This is a genomic window from Amycolatopsis alba DSM 44262, assembly GCF_000384215.1.
Lineage (GTDB): Bacteria > Actinomycetota > Actinomycetes > Mycobacteriales > Pseudonocardiaceae > Amycolatopsis > Amycolatopsis alba.
Genome location: NZ_KB913032.1, coordinates 6,921,941 through 6,943,944 on the forward strand (window position 1 = coordinate 6,921,941; position 22,004 = coordinate 6,943,944).

At 70.3% G+C, this 22,004-nt stretch carries 11 protein-coding genes; 7 read left to right on the forward strand and 4 right to left on the reverse strand.

Annotated elements, in window-relative coordinates; genetic code table 11:
- Nucleotides 1-145: 145 nt before the first annotated feature.
- Nucleotides 146-766, forward strand: a complete 621-nt coding sequence (locus tag AMYAL_RS0132645) for a helix-turn-helix transcriptional regulator (RefSeq protein WP_026467638.1) — start codon at nt 146-148, stop codon at nt 764-766.
- A complete protein-coding gene (locus tag AMYAL_RS0132650) occupies nt 763-1,353 on the forward strand; it encodes a helix-turn-helix transcriptional regulator (protein WP_020635496.1) in 591 nt (196 codons plus the stop codon). Before AMYAL_RS0132645 ends, AMYAL_RS0132650 begins: the two co-directional genes overlap by 4 nt.
- A gap of 9 nt (nt 1,354-1,362) precedes the next feature.
- Here the strand turns inward: AMYAL_RS0132650 and AMYAL_RS0132655 are convergent, their stop codons facing one another.
- A complete protein-coding gene (locus tag AMYAL_RS0132655; protein WP_020635497.1) occupies nt 1,363-2,844 on the reverse strand; it encodes an amidase in 1,482 nt (493 codons plus the stop codon).
- The gene (locus AMYAL_RS0132660) at nt 2,841-10,106 is read right to left on the reverse strand and encodes a non-ribosomal peptide synthetase (protein ID WP_020635498.1); all 7,266 of its coding nucleotides are present in this window, start codon (nt 10,104-10,106) and stop codon (nt 2,841-2,843) included. Before AMYAL_RS0132660 ends, AMYAL_RS0132655 begins: the two co-directional genes overlap by 4 nt.
- Nucleotides 10,107-10,257: 151 nt before the next feature.
- On the opposite strand from AMYAL_RS0132660, the gene AMYAL_RS0132665 reads away from it, so the two are divergent.
- The gene (locus AMYAL_RS0132665; protein WP_020635499.1) at nt 10,258-11,505 is read left to right on the forward strand and encodes an MFS transporter; all 1,248 of its coding nucleotides are present in this window, start codon (nt 10,258-10,260) and stop codon (nt 11,503-11,505) included.
- Nucleotides 11,506-11,565: 60 nt separating this feature from the next.
- On the opposite strand, the gene sbnA is transcribed toward AMYAL_RS0132665, so the two are convergent.
- Nucleotides 11,566-12,573 (reverse strand): 2,3-diaminopropionate biosynthesis protein SbnA, encoded by a 1,008-nt coding sequence (gene sbnA, locus AMYAL_RS0132670; protein ID WP_020635500.1) that lies wholly within the window; start codon nt 12,571-12,573, stop codon nt 11,566-11,568.
- A gap of 14 nt (nt 12,574-12,587) precedes the next feature.
- Nucleotides 12,588-12,803, reverse strand: a complete 216-nt coding sequence (locus AMYAL_RS0132675) for an MbtH family protein (protein WP_020635501.1) — start codon at nt 12,801-12,803, stop codon at nt 12,588-12,590.
- Nucleotides 12,804-12,983: 180 nt separating this feature from the next.
- Here AMYAL_RS0132675 and AMYAL_RS0132680 point away from each other — a divergent pair, with 180 nt between their 5' ends.
- From AMYAL_RS0132680 to AMYAL_RS0132695, 4 genes are read left to right on the forward strand one after another with little or no spacing between them, the layout of a single operon-like run.
- Nucleotides 12,984-13,943, forward strand: a complete 960-nt coding sequence (locus AMYAL_RS0132680) for a TauD/TfdA family dioxygenase (protein ID WP_026467640.1) — start codon at nt 12,984-12,986, stop codon at nt 13,941-13,943.
- A 5-nt stretch (nt 13,944-13,948) separates the two neighbouring features.
- The gene (locus AMYAL_RS0132685; protein WP_020635503.1) at nt 13,949-20,251 is read left to right on the forward strand and encodes a non-ribosomal peptide synthetase; all 6,303 of its coding nucleotides are present in this window, start codon (nt 13,949-13,951) and stop codon (nt 20,249-20,251) included.
- On the forward strand, nt 20,248-21,744 hold the full coding sequence (locus tag AMYAL_RS0132690) for an amino acid adenylation domain-containing protein (RefSeq protein ID WP_020635504.1): 1,497 nt from the start codon (nt 20,248-20,250) through the stop codon (nt 21,742-21,744). The genes AMYAL_RS0132685 and AMYAL_RS0132690 overlap by 4 nt, the downstream gene beginning before the upstream one ends.
- On the forward strand, nt 21,741-21,986 hold the full coding sequence (locus AMYAL_RS0132695) for a phosphopantetheine-binding protein (RefSeq protein WP_020635505.1): 246 nt from the start codon (nt 21,741-21,743) through the stop codon (nt 21,984-21,986). Before AMYAL_RS0132690 ends, AMYAL_RS0132695 begins: the two co-directional genes overlap by 4 nt.
- Nucleotides 21,987-22,004: the final 18 nt, after the last annotated feature.

Consider the following 22,004-nt stretch of genomic DNA (forward strand, 5'->3'; position numbering starts at 1 on the left):
CGAACGGCGTCGTGACTACGGTGAAATTCACGCGAAGTGAGCAATGAATCGTTGCGGAAAATCTCGATTTCATGCTTAGTGAGGAAGACAACCGGCCGCCTACCCGATGAAAATGGGCGGCGGTTGTACGGGGAAGGGGAAAAGGATGGGAGAGCCCGCAAGGGTGAGTGTGGACGCGGCCGATCCGGTACTCGAAGCGGGTATCGGCTGCACACTCAACGGCAGCCCGGAACTCACCGTGGTGACGAACGGCGAGGAATCGGACGCGACGGTCGTGGTCGTCGACCTCGTGGACGACAAGGTGCTCGACGTGGTGCACTCCATCCGGAACCAGCCGCACCGCCCGGAGATCGTGCTGCTGGCCACCGAACTGTCGCCGGGCGAGGCGCTGCACGCGATCGCGGCGGGCGCGCACGGCCTGCTGCGCCGCCGAGAGGCCAGCGCGAACCGGCTTTCCCGCGCGGTGCTCGCCGCCGTCGTCGGCGACTGCACCATGCCACCGGACCTGATCGACCGGGTACTCGAACAGGGCATGGAGAACCAGACACCCACCGCGCCGCAGGCCTGGGCCCGCGGCGGGCTCAACGAACGCGAGCACGCCGTGCTGCGCCTCGTCGCCGAGGGCTACGAAACCGACGAGATCGCCCGGCGGCTGTCCTACTCGGCGCGCACCGTGACGGCCGTCGTGCACGACATCACCCAGCGGTTCAGGCTGCGCAACCGGGCCCACGCCGTGGCCTACGCACTACGGGCGAGGCTGCTGTGATCAGCGTGCAGGTCTACGCGGCAGGCGCGCTCGTCCGGGAGGCCGTGGTCGCGAAGCTGAGACAGGCGGAGATCCTCGTCGCGGCCGCGGCGGACACCGTGGTGGTAGCCGCCGGCGGCACGATCGACGAGGCGTTGACAGCCTGTCCCGCCACCCTCCGCGCGGCGGGAGATCGGCTGATCGTCGCCGCGGACACGCTCAGCCCGGCCGGTGTCCTCCGCGCCTTCCGGGCCGGAGCACGAATCCTGCTGCAGACTCCCGAAACGACTCCTGCCCAGTTCAGCGCCGCCGTGCACTCGGCCGTGCACGGGGAAAGCCGGCTGCCCTACGGGCTGCTTGTCCGGTTGCTCAGCGGTGGCGCCGAACTGTCCCTGCCCATCGGGGTCCATCCGGTCGCGCCCTTGACCGAGCGGCAGCTCACGGTGCTCACCCTGATGGCGGACGGACACGGCAACGCCGACATCGCACGGAAGCTGTCCTGTTCGGAGCACACCGTGAAGAACGTCATCTACGAACTGATGGCGCGGCTTCAGGTGCGCAACCGTGCCCACGCGGTCGCCCACGCGGTCCGCGCGGGGCTGATCTGACCGGCGGGCTCAGCTCGTCGGCAGGAACTCCGGCGGCCTCCTCACCCGTGTGGCCTGCTCGAACGCGTACGCCAGCGCCAGTACCGTCGGCTCGCTGTACCGGCCCGCCATGATCGAGAGGCCGACCGGCAGCGGGCCGACGAACGCCATGGGGACGGTCACGTTCGTGTAGCCGGACACCGCGGCGGGCGCGGACGAGCCGAATCGGTAGTCGTCGCCCTTGCCCAGCGTGGTCCTCCACGCCGGGCCGTTCGTCGGCGCCACGATCGCGTCCAGCCGGTGCTCGCGGAGCGTGTCGTCCAGCCCGCGCCGTGCTGCTCCGGTCGCCTCCGCGCGCAGGCGCAGGTAGTCCGGATCGGTCAGGTCACCGCTCGTGGCCTGGGCTTCTTCGAACAGCTCCTGTCCGAAATGGCCCATCTCGGTGTCCGCGTTGGACTTGTTGAACTCGATCAGCCCTGCCAGGTCTGCGGGATGATCACCGGGGGTCGCCGCCAGGTAGGCGTTGATGCCGTGCTTGAACTCGTACAGCATCGACGGCAGTTCGGAGCGGCCCACCACGTCCAGTCCGGGGATCGTCACCTCGACCGTGATCGCGCCAAGGGACGCCAGCCGCTCCACGGCTTGGGCGAACACCGCCACGGTTTCCGGGCTGGTGCCGCCGGTCGCGTCCCAGACACCGATCCTCTTGCCTCGCACCGCGCAGGGGTCCAGGAACTGCAGATAGTCCGGCCGGGCCGGGCTGCCGTCGGTGGACGGGTCGCGGGCGTCCGGGCCGTTGAGCACAGCCAGCAGGACGGCCGCGTCCGTCACGTTGCGGGCCACGGGGCCGGCGGTGTCCTGCACCGCGGAGATCGGCACGAGGCCGTGGCGGCTCACCAGTCCGATGCTCGGTTTGACGCCGACGACCCCGTTCCCGCCCGCCGCGCTGACGATCGAGCCGTTGGTCTCGGTGCCGACCGCGACGGTGGCCAGGTTCGCGGCGATCGCCGCGCTGGAGCCGCTCGACGAGCCGCAGGTGTTGCGGTCGAGAACGTAGGGGTTGGCGGTCTGCCCGCCGACCGCGCTCCAGCCACTCGACGAGCGGCGGTCACGGAAGTTCGCCCACTCCGAAAGGTTCGTCTTGCCGAGGATCACCGCCCCGGCCTCGCGGAGCCGCTCGACCAGATGGGCGTCGGCGGCCGGACGCGCCCCGGCCAGCGCGAACGACCCAGCCGTCGTCCGCTGCCGGTCCGCGGTGTCGATGTTGTCCTTGATCAGCACCGGGATGCCGTCCAGAAGACCACGCGCCCGGCGGCGATCGTCGCTCGCGGCCGCGAGCCGCGGCGCGTCCGGGTTGGTCGTGATGACCGAATGCAGCCGCGGGTCGAGCAGGCGGATCCGGTCGAGATAGAACGCCGTCAGCTCGGCCGAGGTCAGCTGACCGGAGTCCATCGCGCGCCGCAGGTCCGGGATCGTGGCCTGGTCGAGGTCGATCCCCGCGAGCGTGGTCACGGCGACGCCTCCTCGGTGGTCTCCATCAGCGTGGTCAGCAGACCGGCAAGGCCGGACACGTGCGGCGGTCGCAGCACGCCCATGTGGTCGCCACCGACGCGGTGGATCTTGAGCCCGCCCGGCGCCAGTTTGACCCAACGGTCCCGGTACTGCGCGTAGCTCTGCCCGAAGTTGGTCTCGTGCAGGCCCTCGGCCAGCTCGTCACCCACCAGCAGATGGGTCCGGCCGGGATACGGACGCTGGCGGTACCCGAGCATCGCCTGGGTCAGCTCCCGCCACACCCGGATCCGGCGCGGCCAGAACGGGTCGCCGGGCACCGGCGGTTCCTTGGTTCCTTCGTCGATGATGTAGTCGAGCACCTCGGCGAACTGGCGCCGGATCTCGGCGAGTTCGTCGGCATCGGTCGTGGAGTTCAGCTCTTCCAGGAGCTTCTCGCCACGGACGAACATGGCGGTCTCCTCCCACATGTTCTCCCGCTTGTAGAAGTCCTGCGCCGGGTCGAGCAGCATCAGCGTGAGCCGGTCGCCGTCGCGGTGCAGGATGCGGGCCATCTCGCCGGTCACCAGTCCCCCGCCGCACCAGCCGAGCAGGTGATACGGGCCCTCCGGGTGCACCGCGCGGAGCTGCTCCACGAACAGCGCGGCCACACTCGCGATGCTCTGCGGCGACGGCGTGTCCCGGTGCAGGCCGGGCCATTCCAGCGCGGCCACCGGGCGGTCGGCGCTGATGTGCTCGGCCAGCCGCACATACCACAGGCCGCCGCCAGGGTACATGCAGAACAGCGGCGGCTTCGATCCCGTGCGCCGCAGCCAGACGACGGCTTGCCGCGCCCAGCCCGCGGCCGATTCCAGCGCCGCCACCTCGGTGGGCGGGAAGCCGCCCTTGCTCGCCGGGTCCACCGCCGTGGCCAGGTCGATCACCGTGCGATGCTCGTAGAAGTCCCGCAGCTCGACCGGCAGGCCGTGCTCTTCGCGGAGCTCGACCAGCACCCGGATGATCAGCAGCGAGTGCAGGCCCAGATCGCTGAACGGGACGTCCACTCCCACGTGATCGATGCCCAGGCCCTTGGCCAGCGCGGTGGCGATGATGTTCTCCACCGCGGTCCGCGGCGCCAGCGCGGCACGGGCGGTGGCCGTCGGTTCGGGCAGGGCCTTGGTGTCGAGCTTGCCGCTGGGGGTGGTGGGCAGTTCTTCCAGCACCACCCACGCGGACGGGATCAGGTAGTCCGGCACGGCACCGGCCAGCAGACCGGGCAGACCGGCCGGATCCAGTCCTTCGTGGGCGGGTACGAGGTACGCGACCAGTTCCTGGTCGCCGCGGGCGGTCCGGCGGGCGCGCACGGCCACGTCACGCAGCTCGGCATGCGCTCGCAGCACCGCTTCCACCTCACCCAGCTCGACCCGGTAGCCGCGGATCTTCACCTGATCGTCCGCCCGCCCGGCGAACTCCAGCACGCCGTCGGGCCGGTACCTGGCCAGGTCACCGGTGCGGTACAGCCGCCCGCCGTCGGAATACGGGTCCGGCACGAACCGTTCGGCGGTCAGGCCGGGACGGCCGCGATAACCGCGGGCGAGCTGGGCGCCGCCGATGTACAGCTCGCCGAGCACGCCGACCGGAACCGGCTCGAGGTCGGCGTCCAGCACGCGCAGCACGGTGTTCGGGCCCGGCCTGCCGATCGGCACCGGCCCCGCCTCGAGGTCGGCGACCCTGCTCACCTGCGAAGTGCAGCCGACGGTGGCCTCGGTCGGTCCGTATTCGTTGTCCACCAGGACGTCCGGGGCATGCCGGCGCCAGGCGGTGAGCATGTCCCTGGTCAGCTCCTCGCCGCCCACGACGAGCCGGGACGCCGCGCCGGCGAACGCCTCGGCGGGCAGCATCTGGCTGAGCGCCACCAGATGCGACGGCGTGAGCTTGACCAGATCGAAGCCGCCCTCCGACAGCACCGAGACCAGCGCCTCGATCGCCGGGGTGTCGTCGTCCGGGGTGAGGGTGACCGTCCCGCCGGACAGCAGCGCCGGGAACACTGAGGTCACCGGCAGGTCGAAGGCCATCGAGGAGTACAGCGGGGAGCTCGCCGAACCGGCGCGCCAGCACAGGTAGTTGACCAGGTTCCGGTGCTCGACCATGACTCCCTTCGGAGTCCCCGTCGAACCGGATGTGTAGATGACGTACGCGAGTGTCGACGGCGTCGCGCTCTGGTCCGGATCGTCGTCCTGGTGGGTGTCGATGGCCGGGTCTCCGACCAGGATCGCCGCGGTGCCGGGCACCCGGTCGGCCAGGGCGGATTCGGTGACCACGGTGGTCGCGCCCGCCTCGGTCAGCACCGTGGCCAGCCGTTTCTCCGGGTGTGCAGGATCGAGCGGCAGATAGGCCGCGCCGGATTTGAGGACCGCCAGCACCGCGGTGACCAGCTCCGGACCGCGGCGCAGCAGCACGCCGACCACGGTTTCCGGGCCCGCGCCCCGCTCGCGCAGATGACGTGCCAGCTTGTTCGCGCGGGCGTTGAGCGCGGCGTAGGTGACCGTGGTCCCGTCAGCGCAGCGCAACGCGGTCGCGTCCGGGGTGCGCGCGACCTGACGTTCGAACAGTTCGTGCACGCATGCGTCCGGGTACTCGGCCACCGGCCCGTCCGCGAACGACATCAGCCGGTCGATCTCGGCCGGGGCGAGCGCGGCGCCACGAACCAGGCCGTCCGGATCGGCGGCCATGGCTTCGAGCACCCGCCGGTACATCGGGGCGAGCGCGTCCACCTGGTCCGGGCTGATCCGGTCGGCCTGCGCCCGGAAGTGCAGGACGCCGGGGAAGCTCCAGACGTCGACACCGAACCCGTTGTAGCTCTCGTCCACGATCTTCGCCGTCTCCACCCGCTGGGTGTCGAAGACGTGGAAGTCCAGGTAAGCGAACGAAATGTCCACCAGCGGACGGCCGGAACCCCAGTGCCGCTGCAGCTCACCGAGCGGGAACCGCCGGTGCGGCCAGACCGCGACCTCCTCGGCGAACACCTGCCGGACGAGCCCGGTCCAGGTCTTCGCGGTCAGGTCGACGCACACCGGCAGCGGGTTGAGGTGCATTCCCCTGGCGAGCTCGCCGCCCGGTTCCTCCAGCCTGCCGTTGTGCACCAGCCCGGTGTGGAACCGGTTCGACCCGCTGATCGTGCTCAGCACCTTGAGGTGCGCGGCGAACAGCACGGTCTTCAGCGAAGCGCCCGCGACGGCGGCCAGCGCGCGCAACCTGGGTTCCAGATCGGCGTACCGCACGCTGATCTGATGGGGCAGCCCGTCCGCGCTCGGCGCCGACGCCCACCCTGGCGGCAGGGTGACCGGGTCGAAGCGGTCCAGCCGATCGCGCCAGAACTCTCTGTCCACAGTGGACTCAAGGGAGCGCTTCTCGTGCGCGATGAAGTCGGCGAACCGCACCGGCGCCTGCTCGGGGAACGTCGGCGCGAGCCCGTCCCGGAGGCTGCGGTAGGTGTCCAAGAGCTCTTCGAGCAGCGAGTGGTGACTCCAACCGTCGAGGACCGCGTGGCACTCGATGAACGACAGCGTCCAGCGGCGCTCGGCGGTCTGGTGCACGTGGAAACGGACCAGCGGCGCACTCGTGACGTCGAGGGGACTGCGGCGGGCATCGGCGACGAACGCCGCCAGTATCTCCTCCACCCGCGCCTCGGCGATCTCGCGCAGGTCGTCGTGACCGACGTCCATCGGGGCGGTCCGGTGCACGAGCTGCATGGGCACCCGATAGGTGGTCAGATCGAAGCTGGTCCGCAGGATCTCGTGCCGCCGCACCAGAAGCACCGCCGCTTCCCGCAGCGCGGACAGCGAGAACGGGGCGTCGTCCACGATCGGGAACAACGTGATGTTGTGGTAGAGGCTGACCTCTTTGTCCGCCACCATTTCGTAGACCATCGCGGTCTGGCCCATGGACATCGGATAGGCGTCGGCGAGGTCCTCCGGCAGCATCTTCCGGTCGGTTTCCCCGATCAGCTCGAACGGGGCGACCCGCCGGTCCTCCACCGGACCGGCCGCCGTGCCGGTGAAGCGGGTCAGGCTCTCGACGGTCTGATGCAGCAGCAGATCCTGCACGGTCACCGGGAGGCCGCGTTTGCGCAGCAGGCCCACCACCTGGATGGCCCGGATCGAGTCACCGCCCAGTGCGAAGAAGTTGTCGTGCACACCGACCGAGCCGACACCGAGCGCGGTACCCCACACTTCGGCCATAGCGCGCTCCGCGGGGTCGCGGGGAGAGACCGGGCCGGTGGGCGTCGCGTGGTCCACCGCCGGTTCGGGCAGCGCGCCACGGTCGATCTTTCCGTTGGAGGTCAAGGGGAAGCGATCCAAGGGCACGAACGCCGCAGGCACCATGTAGGCAGGCAGCAGCCCGCTCAGATGGTCACGCAACTCCGCCGCGGCGAGCCGGCGGCCGGCGACCGGCACGGCGTAGGCGATGAGGCGGTGCTCCGCTTCTCCCGGACCGCGGCGGGCGAGCACCACGGCGCGTGACACCGACGCGTGCCCCGCGAGGGCCGACTCGACCTCGCCCGGCTCGATCCGGTGGCCGCGGATCTTCACCTGGTCGTCGGCCCGGCCCGCGAACTCCAGATCGCCGTCGGGAGTACGGCTGGCGAGATCGCCGGTGCGGTACATCCGGGCGCCCGGACGCGGCGTGTATGGATCGGGACCGAACCGGTCGGCCGTCAGTGCCGGATGGCCGAGGTAACCGAGCGCGAGGCCCGGCCCGGACACGTAGAGCTCACCGGGCACCCCGACCGGCACGGGTTCGAGGTTGCCGTCGAGCAGGTACACGCGCAGGTCGGGCAGCGGCCTGCCGATGGGGCTGCGCGGACCGGCCGTGGTGTCCTCGGCGCGCAGTCTGCGGTAGGTCACGTGCACGGTCGTCTCGGTGATCCCGTACATGTTGACCAAGGCGGGCCGTTCGTCGCCGAAGCGGGCGAACCACGGCGCCACGTCGGCCACGTCGAGAGCCTCACCGCCGAACACCACGGCACGCAGCGCCAGCGACTCCGGCGAGGTCTCCGCCTCGGCGACCGCGTCGACCAGCCGCCGGAAGGCCGACGGGGTCTGGTTCAGCACGGTGACGCCCTCGGTGATCAGCAGGTCGAGAAAGTCCCACGGGGACCGGGAAATCTCGAACGGCACGACGACGACACGCCCGCCGTGCAGCAACGCGCCCCACAGCTCCCACACCGAGAAGTCGAAAGCGTACGAGTGGAACAGGGTCCAGACGTCGGACGGGCCGAAGGCGAAATCGACGGCGCACGAACGCAGCAGCCGCAGGACGTTCGCGTGAGTGACCGGAACGCCTTTCGGCCGTCCGGTGGACCCGGACGTGTAGATCACGTACGCCACGTCACCCGGTCCCGCCAAGCGCTCCGGGTCCGTCTCCGGCCACTCGGGACCGGGCTGGTCGAGCAGTACCGCGGTGACCGGTTCGTCCGTGAGCCATCCGGCCAGCTTGCCGCGGCTGACCACGATGCCGACCTCGGCGTCGGCCCGCATCATCGCCAGGCGCCCGGCGGGCAGGGCCGGGTCGAGAGGCACGTAGCCCGCACCGGATTTCAGCACGCCCAGCAGGGCGACCACGAGGTCGAGCCCCCGGTCGAGGGAGACGCCGACCAGCCGTCCTGGCGCCGATCCGAGCGACCGGAGCCAGTGGGCGAGCCGGTTGGCCCGCGCGTTGAGCTCGGCGTAGGTCAGCTGCTCGCCATCACAGCTCACGGCGACGGCGCCGGGGTTGTCGGCGAGCCTGGCCGCGAACACGTCGGTGAGGCTTTCGTCGACCGGGAAGGTCAAGTCCGGGCTGTTCCCGGCGGCCAGCAACCCTTCGCGCTCTTCGCCGGTCAACATGGCCAGCCCGTGGACGCGGCCGGTCGGCTCGGTGGCGATGCTCTCCAGCAGGCGAACGAAGTGACCGGACAGGCGGCGCGCCGTCTCGGCGTCGAACAGGGCAGTGGCGTACCCGAGGCGCCCGGTGATCGAGCCGTCCGGCCGGGTGGCAAGCGTAAGGTCCAGGTCGTACTTCGCCACGTCCCAGCCAGGGGATTCCTGTTCGGCACCGAGTCCGGGCAGGTGCTGTGGCGTGCCTTCGTCACCGAGCTGGAACACCACCTGGAACAGCGGGGTCCGGGACGGGTCGCGCTCCCCCGCGAGCTGGTCGACGACCAGGTCGAAGGGCGTGTCCTGATGGGTGTACGCGTCGAGCGCGGTCGCCCGCACCCGTGACAGGAACTCCGTGAAGGACAGATCCGCGGACAGGTCGGCACGCAGGGCGATCATGGTGACGAACATCCCGACCAGCCCTTCGGTCCGGTCCTGCTCGCGCCCGGCGACCGGGCTGCCCACGACCACGTCGGTCTGCCCGCTGTAGCGGCTCAGCAGCACCTGGAAGGCCGCGAGCAGCACCATGTACGACGTCGCGCCGTGTTCCCGGCCGAGGCGGGCCAGGGCTTCGGCCGTCGGACCGGGCACGAACACCGGCACGGTGGCGCCCGCGCTGTCGCGGACCGGCCCCCGCGGCCGATCGGCGGGCAGCTCGAGCGGGGTGATCCCGTCCAGTTGCTTGCGCCAGTACTCGATCTTCTCGGTGAGACGGCCGCCGGTGAGACGATCCCGCTGCCAGACGGAGAAGTCGCCGTACTGCACGGTGAGCGGTTCGAGCGGAGACGGACGTCCGGTGGCGAACGCCGCGTAGAGTTCGTCCAATTCGGACAGCAGGATCGACTCGGACAGGCCGTCCGACGCGATGTGGTGCACGGACAGGAGGAGCACGTGATCCACATCGGACAGTCGGATCAGCAAAACCCGCAGCGCCCATTCCCCGGACAGGTCGAGCGGGCGGGCACCGGCGTCGGCCAGCACACCTTCGAGTGACTCCGGCCGGTCTGCGAGGTCGAGTCGTTCGAAGGGCACCGGGCCCGGCTCGTCGACCACCTGCACGGGCTCGCCACCGGAACCGTCGGCCAGGTACCGGGTGCGCAACACCTCGTGTCTGGCGACGACCTCGTCCAGTGCCCGGCGCAATGCCGGTTCGTTCACCTCGCCGCGCAGCCGCAACCGCACCGGCATCAGGTAGTCGGCGCCGCCAGGCCTGGTCTGGTCGAGCAACCACAACCCGCGCTGCGCGAACGACAGCGGCAGCGGCCGGTCCCGTGGCACTGGGACGATCCCGCCGCCCGCTTCCGGAGTGCCGGAGCCTCGCAGCCGTCGCCGCAGCAATTCGGCACGGGGGTCGCGTCGGGTGTCCATGAGCCGCCTTCCTGTCCAGATCGGTCGAGGATGCCCGGCCCGCGCGGACATTCGGCAGGGTGAAGGTGGCGCGCGTTCACGCAGCCGATCGCGCGCCGGAGTACCGATCCTTCTCTGTGCGCGCACGCCGATGGCGATAAGCATCGGGAGCATGGATGCCCAGGCGCCGCCGCTGCACCGAAACCGCGACTTCGTTCTGCTGTGGACCGGATCGGCGGTGTCGATCCTGGGCTCGAACGTGTCCAACGTGGCCTACCCGCTGCTGGTCCTCGCCCTGACCGGCTCGGCGGCCGACGCCGGTCTCACCGGATTCGTCTCGCTGCTGCCTCAGCTGCTCTTCCAGATGCCCGCGGGTGCGCTGGTCGACCGATTCGATCGCAAGCGGACGATGATCTACTGCGATCTCCTGTGTGCCCTGGCGCTGAGCACCGTCGTGGCGGCCCTGCTGTTCGGTCGGCTGACCCTGCCGCACATCCTCGTCGTCGGCTTCCTCGAAGGCACCTTCGCGGTGTGCTACCGCTTGGCCGCCGCGGCCGCCGTGCCCAACGTGGTCGACACGTCCCAGGTCGCCCAGGCGCTGGCCCACAACGAGGCCCGCCGCCGGGGCGCGGCCATGCTGGGCAAGCCGCTCGGCGGGATGCTGTTCGGCCTCAGCCGCTCGGCACCGTTCGTGTTCGACGTCGCCAGCTACCTGGTTTCGGTGGTGACCCTCGGGCTGATCCGCAAGGACTTCCAGGTCCAGCGCGACACCACTGACCGGCGGCCGAGGGGGGCCGAGTTCACCGAAGGCGCCGTCTGGTTGTGGCGGCAACCGTTCCTCCGGACGACCACGTTCCTGATCGCCGGCAGCAACCTGCTGTTCCAGGCGCTGTTCCTGGTGGTGATCGTGATCGCGACCGACCACGGCGCTTCCCCGTCGATCATCGGTGTCATGCTCGGCATCATCGCGGTCGGCGGGGTGCTCGGCTCGCTGCTCGCCCCCGCGGCGGCGAAACGGCTGTCGCTCAAGACGGTCGTGATCGGTGCGAACTGGGTCTGGCTCCTGCTGGTCCCGCTGCTGGCGCTGGTGACGGAGCCGCTCCTGCTGGGTACGGTGTTCGCGGCGATGGCGTTCGTCGGTCCACTGTGGAATGTGGCGATCTCGGCCTACCAGCTCGACATCACCCCGGACCACATCCGGGGCCGGGTGCTCGCCGCCGCGGGCATGATCGCCTTCGGGGCCGTCCCGCTCGGCTCGCTGATCGGCGGCGTCCTGCTGAGCAAGGCAGGCGCCACCACGACGGTGTGGCTGTTCACCCTGTGGATGGCGGCGCTGGCCCTGACGACCGTGATCAGCCCGGCCGTCCGGTCGGCACCGAAACTGGTGGACACCCCTCTGCCCACTCCAACGAAGCGGTAGTCCGTGAAGGCCTCCTTGATGGACTCTGAGTCCCTCAAGGAGGCCTTCACGGACTTGCGATCAATAACGCGTCAGGACCCGCTCGGGCTCGTCCGTGGGGACACCGCCGAAATGGGTCGTGACCCAGGCGTCGTCGTAGATCGTGTCGAGATACCGCTCGCCCCGATCGGGCAGGACGATCGCGCAGGTCGCGCCGGGTGGCACCAGCTCGCGCACGCTGTGCACGGCCGCGACCACCGCACCGGACGAACCGCCCGCGAGGATCGCTTCGCGGGCGGCGAGGCGGCGGCAGCCGCGCACACTGTCCAGATCGGCGACGTGTACGACCAGGTCGGCCAAGTCGTCCGCATGGTGACCGGGGCGGACGGCGGCACCGTGTCCAGGGATCAGCCGGGGGCCCGGAGTGTCGGCGAAAATGGCGCTGCCTGCGGCGTCGACGGCCACGATGGTCACCGGCAGGTCGTTGGCCCGCGCGTATTCGGCGCAGCCGCGCAGTGTCCCGCAGGAACTGGTGGCGCAGAACAGGAAGTCGAGTACCCCCGGCACCTGCCCGACGATCTCGCGCATGGTGTTCCGATGCGCCGCCGGGTTGCCGGGGTTGGAGTACTGGTTCGGCCAGTAGGCGTGTTCGAGACGTTCGGTCAGCTCGCGAATGCGGCCGAGGCGGACCGGCAGGTAGTCGCCGGTGACCGGATCGGCGTGCTCGATCATCTCGATCTCCGCGCCCAGCGCGCGCATGATCGCGAGATTCTGCTTGCTGGTACGGGGATCCACCACGCAGATGAACCGGATCCCGTAGTACCGGCACACCTGGGCCATCCCGATCCCCAGGTTGCCCGAGCTCGACTCGACCACCACCGAACGCCCCGCGACGAGCCGTCCCGCGCGGATCTCGCCGGCGAGCATGGACAGTGCGGCGCGGTCCTTGCTGCTGCCGCCGGGATTGTGGCCCTCCAGCTTGGCGAACAGCCGGAACCCGGCCGACGGGTAGAGCCTGGTCAGTTCGACCAGCGGTGTCGCGCCGATCGTGGCGAGCACACCCGCCGGTTCGTCCTCATTCAGGTCCATGGGATTTCGCCGGCTCAGCCCGCTGTCGGATCGAGCTGACGGCGCAGGCTCAAAGGCCGCATGTCGGTCCACACCTCGGCGATACGGGCGAGACACTCCTCGCGGCCGCCGCGCTCCCCCTCGGCACGCCAACCCGCCGGAAGGTCACGGTCGGACGGCCAGATCGAGTACTGCTCCTCGTCGTTGACCACGACCAGGTAAGCACGCTGGTCGGTCTGCTCCTCGCGCATGGGTGTCTCTCCTGGAAGTCACTGGCGCACCCGGCTGTCGGTTCACCGGTGGGTCGAGCCTGCCCGCGAGGGCGTGCGCGGGTGCAGAGAAGAACACGCAGAACCTCCGGCACGGCGGTGCGATCCGCACTACCCGTCATTCTCTTCTGGGGCACGGGCCGAACGGACACGATGGCGGACATGACCGCTGTACCGTCCGTGCAGGAACGTGCCCTGCCCCTCGTGATGACGCCAGGCCAGGGCAAGGAGTCGCTCACGGCCGGCCGCGCCGCGATCCGGGACAAGCTGCTCGAACACGGCGCCGTGTTGCTGCGCGGGTTCGGCATCGACGACGTCGACGGGTTCGACACCACCGTCCGCACCCTGGCAGGCCCGCCGCTGACCTACCAGGAGCGCTCGTCGCCCCGCAGCACGATCAAGGGGCAGGTGTACACCTCGACGGACTATCCGGAAGCCGAGGAGATCTTCCTGCACAACGAGAACTCCTACCAGGCCGCCTGGCCGCTGAGCCTGTTCTTCTACTGCGTGCGGCCGCCGGACACCCTCGGCGCGACGCCGCTCGCCGACACCCGGCGGATCCTCGCCGCGATCGATCCCGCCGTACGGGCGGAGTTCGAGGCCAGGGGCTGGATGGTGACGCGGAACTTCACCGACTCGTTCGGGTTGCCGTGGCAGCAGACCTTCAACACCACCGACCGCGACGAGGTCACGGCCTACTGCGCGCGCAACGGCGTCGAGACCGAATGGCTCGACCGGAACGGGCTGCGCACCAGGGCCCGTCGCCAGGCCGTGCACCGGCACCCGGTCACGGGCGAGGCCGTGTGGTTCAACCATCTCACGTTCTTCCACGTGACGACGCTGGCCGAGGACGTCTGCGCGGGGTTGCGCGCCATGCTCGCCGAAGAAGACCTGCCGACCAACACCTACTACGGCGACGGCGGCACCATTCCCGACGAGGTCGTGGCCCACCTGCGGGACTGCTACCGGGCCGCGTCCCGGCGTTTCGACTGGCAACGCGGCGACGTGCTGATGGTCGACAACATGCTCTCCTCACACGGCCGTGAACCGTTCACCGGCCCCCGGAAGATCGCCGTGGCCATGGCCGAACCTTCGACCGGCGAAAACGGCACGAAAGGCTGACCATCGTGGCAAGCGGTGACGTCCACCCGTTGTCGTCGGCGCAGGAACAGCTGTGGTTCATCGACCAGCTGCGTTCCGGCGCGGCCATCGAGCATCTGCTGTCCGCGACCCTGCGGCTGCGTGGTGACCTCGACGTCGAGGCACTGACCGCGGCCTTGACGGAGATCGCGGCGCGGCACGCGGTATTACGGTCCCGGTTCGACACGGTGGACGGTACCGCGGTGCAGGTCGTCACGGCTCCGGCGCCGGTCAATCCATCCATTGTGGACATCTCGGGCCAGTCGCCGTCCGAGCGGGAGGCGAGCCTGCGGGAGATCCGGCTGCGCGATCTGCGCACCCCGATCGACCTGCGCACGGAACCGCCGTGGCGGGTCACCCTCGTCCGGCTGGCCGTCGACGAAGCGGTCCTGCTGATCGCCGTGCACCACATCGCCTTCGACGGCTTGTCCTGGAGCGTGCTGGCCAGGGAACTCGACGCGTTCTACGGCGCGACGAAGCTGCCGGAGCCGGGTCTTCAGCACCACGATGCCCTGCGCCGCCGCGAGCGGAGAGCCACTGACGACGGGCTCGCGTACTGGACGGATCGGCTCGCCGGGCTCGTCCCGCTCGAACTGCCCGCCGACCGGCCCCGACCGGCACGATGGGCGGCCGAGGGCGACTCCGTCGATTTCATCGTGCCGTCCGCACTGGCCGAGAAGCTGCGAGAGCTTGGCCGCACCCACCGCGCGACGCCGTTCATGGTGTACCTGGCCGCGTACCAGCTCCTCCTGGCCCGCTATTCGGGACAGGACGACATCGCCGTCGGGGTCTCGGTCTCCACCAGGCGTCCGGACGAGCTGTCCCTGATCGGGATGTTCCTCAACACGCTGGTGCTGCGCGGTGATCTGTCCGGCGACCCGTCCTTTGAGGAGCTTCTGGGGCAGGCACGGAAGTCCGCTCTCGAGGCGTACGCGCACCAGGACGTGCCGTTCGATCAGGTCATCGCCCGGCTGGAGCCGGAGCGCGACCCGTCCCGGAACCCGGTCTTCCAGGCCGGTATCGCTTGGTACGACGCCCGTCGCCAGCCCTATCGGCTACCCGGCCTCGACGTCTCGCTGTGTCCGCCGCTGTGGGCCGCCTCGGCTTTCGACCTGTCGCTGCACCTGGCCCAGTTCGCCGACGGTTCGGTACAGGGTCAGCTCATCTATCCGACGAGCCTGTTCGATCGCGCCAGGATCGACAGGATGGCCGCCAACTACCTCCGGCTGCTCGAAGAGATCGCAGCCGCCCCCGAAGATCCCGCGCATCTGCTCGAACTGGTCGCCGAGTCCGAACAGGACCGGCTGCGTTCCTTCGGCACGGCGGCGACCGTGACGGCAGGACAGTCCTTGCCGGAGTTGTTCTTCGACCGGGCCGCACGAGCTCCACGGTCCGTGGCCGTCGTGTCCGATGTGGACGAATTGAGCTACGGCGAACTCGCCGAACGGGTCAGTGCCTTGGCCGCTTACCTGCGACAGCAGGGCGTCGGCACGGAGACACCCGTCGGCGTCGCGCTGGACCGCGGCACCGACCTGGTCGTCACGCTGCTGGCGATCCTCACCGCGGGCGGCACCTACGTCCCGCTGCCGCCGGACCACCCGGCCGAACGCCTTCGCCAGGTCGTCGCCGACACCGGCGCCACGCTGGTGCTGTCGCACTCCACCGTGGACGTCGAGCTGCCGGACGCGCTCACCAGGATCGATCTGGACGAGCATCGGGACGCCATCGCCCGTCACACGCTCGCCGAGCGCCCGGCGATCCACGGCGCGCAGATCGCCTACGTTGTGCACACGTCGGGTTCGACAGGCAGGCCCAAGGGAGTCGCCGTCACCCACGACGGCATCCGCAACCGGGTCCTGTGGTCGGTCCGCACCCAGCTGACCGCCGCGGACCGGGTCCTGCAGAAGACCACGATCGGGTTCGACGCCTCGCTGTGGGAGCTGCTGGCTCCGTTCGCCGCCGGTGCCACCCTGGTCATGGCGCCGCCTGGCGCCCACCGCGATCCCGCCGCGATGGCCGGGGCGATCGTCCGGCACGGCGCCACGGTCCTGCAACTCGTCCCGTCGGTCCTGCGCCTGCTGCTCGACGAGCCCGGTTTCACCGAGTGCGCGTCGCTGCGCTTGATCTGCTCGGCGGGTGAGGCGCTGCCGGCGTCGCTGTGCCGTCGCCTGACCACGCTGCTCGACGTGGAGCTGGAAAACACCTACGGTCCCACGGAATGCGCCATCGACGTGACCGCGTGGCGGTACCGGCGCGACGACCAGGACGGCACCGTGCCCATCGGCACGCCCCTGTCCGGGACACGGGTGTTCGTCGTGGATGCCTCGGAACGGCTCGTGCCGATCGGGGTGCCGGGCGAGCTGTGTGTCAGCGGCGCCGGGCTCGCCCGCGGCTACGTCGATCGTCCACTTCAGACGGCCCGGCAGTTCACCCCGCATCCCTACCCCTCGATTCCCGGCGAACGCTGGTATCGCACCGGCGATCTGGTTCACTGGCGGCAGGACGGCGTGCTGGAGTTCGTCGGCCGCGTCGACGATCAGGTCAAGATCAACGGTGTGCGGATCGAGCCCGCCGAGATCGAGGCCGCGCTGTGCGCGCATCCGGGTGTCACGGCGGCCGCCGTTCTCCCCCACCGGACACCGGCCGGGGACACCACTCTCGTCGCCTACGCGGTGCCCGCCGACGGAACGATGCCCGCCGACCTGCACGAGCACCTCGCCGGGCGGTTGCCGTCGCCGATGATCCCTCCGGTCGTCCACGCCCTCGACGCACTCCCGCTGGGTCCCAACGGCAAACTCGACCGTGCCGCGCTGCCCGCGCCGGACGGTATCCCCGAGTCCGCTTCGGACGATCACACGGCGCCAGGCACACCGACCGAAAAGCTCGTCGCCGCCGCCATGGCCGAACTGCTCGGGGTCGGGCACGTCGGCGTCCGCGCCGACTTCTTCGCCCTCGGCGGCCACTCGCTTCTCGCCATCCGGCTCGTGCTGAAACTCCGGCGTGAGTTCGGCGGAGAGCTGACGGTCGGCGAGCTGTTCGACGACCGGACCGTCGAACGCCTCGCCGCCCGGCTCGACGCGAGCAGCACCGGAGCCGCCTTCTCGGCGATACAGCCGGTCCCGCGTGACGGCGGCCTGCCGTTGTCGTTCGCCCAGCAGCGGATGTGGTTCCTCGACCAGCTCGACCCCGGCAGCGTCGAGTACCTCGTCCCGCTGGCCCTGCGGCTTTCCGGACCGCTTTCCGTCAAGACGTTCCAGCACGCCCTGGACCGGCTCGCCGCCCGGCACGAGGTACTGCGCACCCGCTACGTCGACCGGAACGGCGAACCCGTGCAGATCGTCGACCCGCCGGGACCGGTCGCGTTCCGCCTCGTCGACCTGACCGGCGAGCCCGACGCGGCCCGCGAACTGCTGCGCCAGGTGTCGGGCCGTCCGTTCAATCTCGAACGCGAGCATCCGCTGCGCGTCACCGTGATCCGGGTGGCCGAGGACGAGCACCTGGTCGCGCTGACCCTGCACCACATCGCCTTCGACGCCTGGTCGATGGCCATCCTGTTCCGCGACCTGAACGAGGCCCACGTCGAGCCGTTGCCCGTCCAGTACGCCGACTTCGCCGCCTGGCAGCGATCCGAACGGTCCCTCGAAGACATGGCCGGTCAGCTCCGGTACTGGCGGGAAAGGCTCGCCGGGCTCACCCCGGTCGAGCTGACCACCGACCGGCCGCGTCCGGCGCAGCGTGACCCGCGCGGGGACACCGTTTCGGTCACCGTCCCGGTTCCGGTCGCCCGTGCGGTGACCGAGCTGGCCGCCCGGCAGGGCGCGACACCGTTCATGACCATGCTCGCCGCGTTCCACGTACTGCTCGGGCGCTACACCGGGCGCACCGACGTCTCGGTCGGCACGCCGGTAGCGGGCCGGACCCGGCAGGAGACCGAAGAACTACTGGGTCTCTTCACCAACACCTTGGTCCTGCGGGCCGATCTGTCGGGTTCGCCGACCTTCGTCGAGCTGCTCGACCAGGTCCGGCGCGGCTGCACCGAGGCATTCGCCCGGCAGGACCTGCCGTTCGAGCATCTCGTCGACGCGTTGCAGCCGGACCGGGACCTCTCCCGCAACCCGCTGTTCCAGATCATGTTCGAGCTGGAGAATCTGGAGAACCGGCCGGACACCTTGTGCGGCACCGCGGTCCAGCCGATCCCGGCCGGCGCCTCGGTCGCCAAGTTCGACCTGACCGTGTCCGTGCAGCAACGCGACGGCGGAGAGCTGCGTTGTGTCTTCGAGTACGCGACCAGCCTGTTCGACCGGGTGACGATCGAGCGGATGGCGGGGCACTACCTGAGTCTGCTGGCGGGCATCGGCGCCGCACCGGAGGGCGAGCTGGCCGAGTTGGACGTTCTCGGCGAAGACGAACGCCGTCGCCTGCTGCACGACTGGTCCGACCCGGATCACGAGCGACTGTCCACTCTGGACCCGGCGGGCGAGCACTCTTTGTGCGTACCCGAACTCGTCGAACGACAGGCAGCACACCGGCCCGAGGCGGTGGCCGTGGTCTGTGGCGGACAGCAGCTGACTTATGCCGAACTGAACGCACGGGCCAACCGGTTCGCCCGGCTGTTGCGATCGCGCGGGGCCGGGCCCGAGACCGTCGTCGGGGTATGCCTGGAGCGTTCGCTCGACGCGGTGGTGGTCCTGCTGGGCGTGCTCAAATCGGGCGGCGGGTACGCCCCGTTCGACCCGCGGCATCCCGCGGACCGGCTCGATTTCATGCTCACCGACGCCGGCGCGCGGCTCGTGGTGACCACCCGCGAGTTCGCCGGGCGTTTCGGCGACCGCGAAGTGGTGGCCGTCGACGGCGTCGACTGGTCCGACGGTGACGGCACGGACCTGGAACCCCGGCCGGATCCGCGCACGCTGGCGTACCTCATCTACACCTCCGGTTCGACCGGGCGGCCTAAGGGCGTCATGACCGAGCACCGGTCCTACGCCCATCACTGCCGCGTGATCGCCGACGCCTACACCATCGGCTCCGACGACCGGGTGGTCCTGTTGTCCGCGCTCACCTTCGACGTGTCCATGGACCAGATCGGCGCGACCCTGCTCGCCGGCGCGACGATCGTGGTGAGCGATCCGCTGTTCTGGACCCCGGCCGAACTGCCGGCCAGGCTCGCCGAACAGGGGGTGACGATCATCGACACCACCCCCGCCTATTACCGCGAGGCGATGCGCTACGGCCCGGATCTGCTGGCAGGCCTGCGCTTGATGAACGTCGGCGCCGACGTGGTCACGGTGGATGACGCCCGGATGTGGGCGGACTCCGGCCTGCCGGGACGGTTCCTGTGCAGCTACGGGCCGACGGAGGCGACCATCTGCTCGGTGCTGCATCCGGTGACCGGTGAACTCGACGGTCAGCCCGCGGGTGCCGCGATGCCGCTCGGCCGCACGGTCGCGGGCACCCGCGCCTACGTCGTGGACGCCGATCTCCGCCTGGTTCCCACCGGGGTCCCCGGAGAGCTGTGCCTCGGCGGGGTACGGCTGGCCCGCGGCTACCACAACGACCCCGCCCGCACCGCCGAGCGGTTCGTCCCGGATCCGTTCGGTCCGCCGGGAGCACGGCTGTACCGCACGGGAGACCTGGTGCGGCACCGTCCGGACGGGACGATCGAGTTCCTCGGGCGCATCGACCATCAGGTCAAGATCCGCGGTCTGCGCATCGAACTCGGGGAGGTCGAGGCGGCCCTGCTGCGGCATCCCGGCGTGGACGCGGCCGTGGTGGTCACCGCGGCGGATCCGTCGGGCGCCCCGCTGCTGGCCGCCTATGTGGTCGGTGAGCCGGGCGCGGACACGTTGCGCGAACATCTGCGCACACTGCTGCCGGAGTACATGGTCCCGGCACGCTGGGCGAAACTCCCCGCCCTGCCGCTGACGGCGAGTGGGAAGGTCGACCGGAAGGCCTTGCCCGCGGCGGAACTGACCGCGTCCGGCACCGGCCCGGCCGAGGCACCCCGTGGCCCGGCCGAACAGCTCATCACCGACATCTGGCGCGAGGTGCTCGGGGTGGACCGGATCGGGGTGACGGACGACTTCTTCGCGCTGGGCGGGCATTCGCTGCTCGCCACGCGCGTTCTCGCCGAGCTGCGGACCGCGTTCGCCGTGGAGCTCCCGCTGCGCCGCCTGTTCGAAGCCACCACGGTCGCCGAGCTGGCCAGGGCGGTGACCCAGGCGCTCGAGGACGAGATCGCCGGGCTCTCAGACGACGAGGTGGCGCAACTGCTGGCCGGCGAGCCGACATGAGCTTCGTCGACGATCTCTTCGCTCATCCCGCCGGGGCACCCGCGATCCGCACCCCGGACGGTCACCTGAGCTACGGGGAGCTGACCGACCGGATCCAGCGGCTCGCGCGGAGCCTGGCAGGCCACGGGCTGGGGCCGGAACGGGTCTGCGCCATCGCCGTCGACCGCGGTGTGGACGCCGTGATCGCGATGGCCGCCGTGGCGCGGGCGGGTGGCGCGTTCCTCGCCCTCGACGCCGACCTACCGCACGCACGTCTCGAAGCCATGTGCCGAACCGGCGGTGCGTGGATGCTGGTGACGACGGCGGCGCTCGCCGAACGGCTCTCGCTGCCCGTACCCGGTCCGGTCGTCCCGATCGACCAGACCGCACCGCCCACCGTGGCGACGCGCCTGTCCGAGGTCACCCCGCGCACGCTCGCCTACGTCAGCCACACGTCCGGTTCGACCGGCGAGCCGAACGCCGTGCTGATCGAACATGGCGGTCTGCGGTCCTACCTGCGCGCGATCGGCACGGACAACGGGCTGGGACCGGGGACGGTCACCCTGCAGGCGGCCCCGATCGGCTACGACGCGTCGATCCGCGATGTGTTCGCACCGCTCGTCGCCGGTGGCTGCGTGGTGCTCGTCCCCCGCGCCAGGCTGCTGCGACCGGCCGAATTCGCCGAGACCGTGCGCGCTTTCGGCATCACCGCGCTGCTCAGCGTGACCCCGACTTTCCTCGGCTTCCTGACCGGACACGAGGCAGCCGCGGCGGCACTGCGGACGGTCGGGCTGGTCGTTTCGAGTGGAGAGTCGCTGCTGCCGTTCCTGACCTCGGGCGGCAGGCGCCTGCTGCCGGGCAGGCTGGTCAACCAGTACGGCCCGACCGAATGCACCATGACGTCGACCCGGTACCCCGTCCCGAAGGATCCGGTCACGACGGCCGACTTGATCGGGGCGCCGATCGACGGCGTGTCGGTGTGGCTGCTCGGTCCGGATCACCGGCCGGTACCCGACGGTGCCACCGGCGAGATCCACATCGGCGGCGTCGGAGTCGCACGCGGTTATGGCGGACGCCCCGCCCTGACCGCCGAACGGTTCGTCCCGGATCCGTTCGGCCCGCCGGGAGCACGGCTGTACCGCACCGGGGACCTGGCCCGGCGAGGCCCCGACGGCACCCTGGTGTACCTGGGCAGGATGGACCGTCAGCTCAAGATCCGGGGCCATCGCGTGGATCCCGCCGAGATCGAAGGCGCCCTGCTGACCCATCCGGCCGTGACCGGCGCGGTTCTCACCTCGGACAAGGACGAACGAGGCCGGGTCTCCCTCAGCGCGCATGTCGTGGGCGAACTGGCCGACGTCCCCGACACCGCGCTGCGCGCCCACTTGGCCGAAACGCTGCCACCACACATGATGCCGCGCCGGTTCGTCCGCATCGCCCGCGTACCCACCACCCACAGCGGCAAGATCGACCGAGCCGTACTGACCCGGACCGACGAGAACGGATCACGATGACCACGACCCGCGACCTGCCCGAGCTGATCGTGTCGCTGTACCGCGATTCCCTCGGTGATGACACTTTGGACGCCGACAGCGACTTCTTCGAGTCCAATGGGGACTCACTGGCCGCCTTTCAGATCACCGCGGGCCTGCAGAGCGCCCTCGGTATCGAGGTTTCGGTCGCCCTCGTCTTCGCTTACCCGTCGCCGGCGGACCTGGCGGACGTCCTGGCTTCGGACCGGCAAGATCTTCGTTGAGACAAGGGCTCCGCGGTC

Excerpts from the sequence above, each read along its gene's own strand:
- AMYAL_RS0132645 (WP_026467638.1), top strand. The coding sequence starts at position 146 with ATGGGAGAGCCCGCAAGGGTGAGTGTGGACGCGGCCGATCCGGTACTC.
- AMYAL_RS0132660 (WP_020635498.1), bottom strand. The coding sequence starts at position 10,106 with ATGGACACCCGACGCGACCCCCGTGCCGAATTGCTGCGGCGACGGCTG.
- AMYAL_RS0132665 (WP_020635499.1), top strand. The coding sequence starts at position 10,258 with ATGGATGCCCAGGCGCCGCCGCTGCACCGAAACCGCGACTTCGTTCTG.
- sbnA (WP_020635500.1), bottom strand. The coding sequence starts at position 12,573 with ATGGACCTGAATGAGGACGAACCGGCGGGTGTGCTCGCCACGATCGGC.
- AMYAL_RS0132675 (WP_020635501.1), bottom strand. The coding sequence starts at position 12,803 with ATGCGCGAGGAGCAGACCGACCAGCGTGCTTACCTGGTCGTGGTCAAC.
- AMYAL_RS0132680 (WP_026467640.1), top strand. The coding sequence starts at position 12,984 with ATGACCGCTGTACCGTCCGTGCAGGAACGTGCCCTGCCCCTCGTGATG.
- AMYAL_RS0132690 (WP_020635504.1), top strand. The coding sequence starts at position 20,248 with ATGAGCTTCGTCGACGATCTCTTCGCTCATCCCGCCGGGGCACCCGCG.
- AMYAL_RS0132695 (WP_020635505.1), top strand. The coding sequence starts at position 21,741 with ATGACCACGACCCGCGACCTGCCCGAGCTGATCGTGTCGCTGTACCGC.